Source organism: Vibrio sp. S12_S33, from assembly GCF_963889785.1.
GTDB lineage: Bacteria > Pseudomonadota > Gammaproteobacteria > Enterobacterales > Vibrionaceae > Vibrio > Vibrio aestuarianus.
The window spans coordinates 1-2901 of sequence record NZ_CAWPQZ010000103.1; the positions used below are offsets into that span (position 1 = coordinate 1).

The 2901-nt window shown below is 39.1% G+C and carries 5 protein-coding genes; 2 read left to right on the top strand and 3 right to left on the bottom strand.

What is annotated here, in order from left to right:
• Positions 1-213 precede the first annotated feature (213 nt).
• From AACW06_RS19090 to AACW06_RS19100, 3 genes are read right to left on the bottom strand one after another with little or no spacing between them, the layout of a single operon-like run.
• Positions 214-336: a hypothetical protein gene (locus tag AACW06_RS19090; protein WP_339379022.1), complete on the bottom strand. Its 123-nt coding sequence runs from the start codon at positions 334-336 to the stop codon at positions 214-216.
• 31 nt (positions 337-367) lie between these two features.
• A complete protein-coding gene (locus AACW06_RS19095; protein WP_192076274.1) occupies positions 368-760 on the bottom strand; it encodes a PPC domain-containing DNA-binding protein in 393 nt (130 codons plus the stop codon).
• On the bottom strand, positions 754-1341 hold the full coding sequence (locus tag AACW06_RS19100; RefSeq protein WP_176247038.1) for a TetR/AcrR family transcriptional regulator: 588 nt from the start codon (positions 1339-1341) through the stop codon (positions 754-756). Before AACW06_RS19100 ends, AACW06_RS19095 begins: the two co-directional genes overlap by 7 nt.
• 105 nt (positions 1342-1446) lie before the next feature.
• Here AACW06_RS19100 and AACW06_RS19105 point away from each other — a divergent pair, with 105 nt between their 5' ends.
• Together AACW06_RS19105 and AACW06_RS19110 are read left to right on the top strand one after the other, a co-directional pair.
• Positions 1447-2058: a glutathione S-transferase gene (locus tag AACW06_RS19105; protein ID WP_192076275.1), complete on the top strand. Its 612-nt coding sequence runs from the start codon at positions 1447-1449 to the stop codon at positions 2056-2058.
• 185 nt (positions 2059-2243) lie between these two features.
• Positions 2244-2687 carry an RNA-binding S4 domain-containing protein gene (locus AACW06_RS19110; protein ID WP_192076276.1) on the top strand — a complete coding sequence of 148 codons (444 nt, stop codon included), beginning with the start codon at positions 2244-2246 and terminating at the stop codon, positions 2685-2687.
• Positions 2688-2901: the final 214 nt, after the last annotated feature.

A 2901-nucleotide genomic window follows, 5' to 3' on the forward strand; every position in this document is an offset into this window, starting at 1 on the left:
GGATTGCTAGTATGAAGCATGAGAGTTACCTCTTTTTGTCTTTGATTAGTGATTAAGCACCTTTAATCAAAGCGGGTAACTCTCTTCTTTTCAAATTGAAGTGTCAGATCTAGTCGGAACTAATACAATTTACAGCAGTTTGTGGTGACCACACTTTCTAAAACGTATCGTAGATATCAAATTCATTCAAATTAGCAATGTACCCAACTCACTCTAAGGGCTGATGTATGCTTGCTGCATATAAATAGCCATAACGATACGGTCAGTTTTGCGAGCTGCATAATTTGTTTGATATGAGGAAGTCATCGCTTGTAACTCTTGTTGATAATGTGTCAATGATTGGTTATTTCCCTCATCAATTATTCTGTCACCTTATCACCAATTCACTGTAGCGTGTTGAGGAATCGAACTCTCTATCGAATACGAGGTTGGGATATGAATGTAATATCAATTCTGCCGTTGTATTTACAATACAACCATCTAAAAGATGACCTCCAATCATTTTTCCTTTGCTGTCTGATACCGCAATGTGCAGATGCAAATGCTCATTGGTTAGCGTACCGCCTAATGAGATTATCTCAAATGGCTCTGCTAGATACAGGGTCGATTGGCCGTCAGCTAGCCGAATTTTTAACTCAGATAAACATCCTACACATGAAGCAATATTACCTGCCTGGATCTTGTGCTCTTTCACCAATGCAGCAATAGATTGCTTGAGATCATGCCCTCGAGTTAGTCGTGATACTGTCACTTTTAACATGCAGTATTTCCTCTCAATAGCGCTAACAACGCATCTAAAGCGCTTTCCAAATCCTCATGACGTTGCGCTTTGCCCATAACCCGCATACCTTGCATTTGTACCAGTATTAAATGCGCGATGTGTTTCACGGGTAAGGAATGGGGGAGTTGTTGTTCATTTTGCGCGTTTTGCAGGGCATTGGTAATAACAACAAGTAAGCCATCAAAAAGTTCTTTGCTTTTTTGCAAAACATAATCGTCTTCGCCTGCATGCTCAATCACGGCATTTTGCATAAAGCATCCGCAGCTATTTAGCCTTTGTAAATGAGCAAAGTTTTTTAAAAATAGCTCAAGTTCTGGCATTGATGCAGTGGGTTGATTGAGCGCATTGATTGGGGGAAGAGATACTGATTCTAGATACTTATCGATAGCCTCATAATAGAGTTTTTGTTTATCTCCGTAAGTATTGTAGAGGCTAAATCGATTAATTTTCAGCGTGTCTACTAAGTCTGAAATCGCAGTATTAGCATAACCTTTTTGCCAAAACAGATGCATTGCCGCGAGCAGTTTCTCATCTCTATCAAAATTACTTTTACGTGCCATATACCACACTTCTTAAAACAAAAAACATTCTTGACTGATCGTTTATAAAACGAGTAGAGTCTAACCTAAACGAACGTTCTGAAAAAGTAATTAAAAGGATATTAGATGAAACTGTATGAGTTTGCGCCAACACCAAGCTGTCGACGAGTAAGCATATTTCTTAAAGAGTTAGGCTTAGACGTCCCACGAGAGCAAGTGAATGTCAGGGAAGGAGATAACTTGTCTGCAGAATTCTCACAGAAGAGTGTAAACGGTAAGGTGCCATTATTAGAGTTAGATAGTGGTGAGACTATTTGCGAAAGCGTGGCGATTTGTCGATATTTTGATTCGATTAAAGAAAATGATTCATCCCTATTTGGCGACAGCGCATTAGATAAAGCCCAAGTAGAAATGTGGCACCGAGTTGTTGAATTTCAAGGCCTTTACGCAGCATTTCAAGCATTCCGTAATATATCGGGAATTTATCAAGACCGTGAAACTTGCGTATCCGAGTGGGGGTATGAAAGTAAACATCGAGTTGCGTCATTTTTACCTATTTTAGACCAGCGTTTATCTGATTCAGATTATGTAGCGACTGAAAGATTTACTATCGTGGATATAACGGCATTTATATTCGTAGGTTTTGCAGAAAAAGCACTGGAACTTAATGTGTTAGAGACCTACCCAAACATTGCCCGTTGGTTTGAAGCGTTGAATCAGCGTCCATCCTTTCAGTAAATGATAGAGTAATCGGGTTGTGTGACGGTGTCACTTTTGTGTGCGAAGGAACTTATAATCAAGTGGTTTGGGTATGGCATATTCACTGCATTATTGCTCTCAGTGCACTTGCAAGCTGATAACAATAGTTTCTAATTTTTGGATTTACCATTACACTTTGCGAAAAACATGATTAAGAAGTTATGATGATCGAAGAGATAGAAACTTTCGATGAAGAAGAAATCGAAATAGAAGCTATTGGTATTGATGTTTCAGTGCAACCAATAGAGCTTTACAAAGTGCTTAAAATCGCCAACTTGGTCGATGGTGGAGGCCAAGCAAAGCACCTTATTAGTGATGGCTATGTCGCGGTAAATGGTGAATTGGAAACAAGAAAGCGCCGTAAAATGTACGATGGAGACTTTTTTGAATTTAACCAAGAATACTATGTTGTGATTTGTAACCAACCTGTATCAGAGCGACCATCGGAAAAAGCTGAATCAGTAGTAAGTGAAGTGCCTAAAAAGAAAACCAAATCGAAGTCAAAAAAAGAACAGAAACCAACAGTAAGCCGTAAAAAAGAGCAAAAAGAATCATCCCCAATCCATAGAGATAAAGAGAGCGGACGCAATTCAATTGATTTCTTTTGATTGGTATTACTTCAAGCTGTAGTGTTTAATTGGAAAGGTGCGCTTACTGTGGCGTATATAGTAAAGGGAGCAAATGCTCCCTTTATTTGTACTAATTCAGACCTGATCTGACAGTTACCCACTTTTCGACTTGGTGCCTGTCAGATTATATCTGGGCTAGATTCTTTTCAGCCCAGATTGATTTCCCATCCTCTAATGTTTCTATCGGCGTTCT

Coding starts and splice junctions, on each gene's coding strand:
- AACW06_RS19095 (WP_192076274.1), bottom strand. CDS start 760: ATGTTAAAAGTGACAGTATCACGACTAACTCGAGGGCATGATCTCAAG.
- AACW06_RS19100 (WP_176247038.1), bottom strand. CDS start 1,341: ATGGCACGTAAAAGTAATTTTGATAGAGATGAGAAACTGCTCGCGGCA.
- AACW06_RS19105 (WP_192076275.1), top strand. CDS start 1,447: ATGAAACTGTATGAGTTTGCGCCAACACCAAGCTGTCGACGAGTAAGC.
- AACW06_RS19110 (WP_192076276.1), top strand. CDS start 2,244: ATGATCGAAGAGATAGAAACTTTCGATGAAGAAGAAATCGAAATAGAA.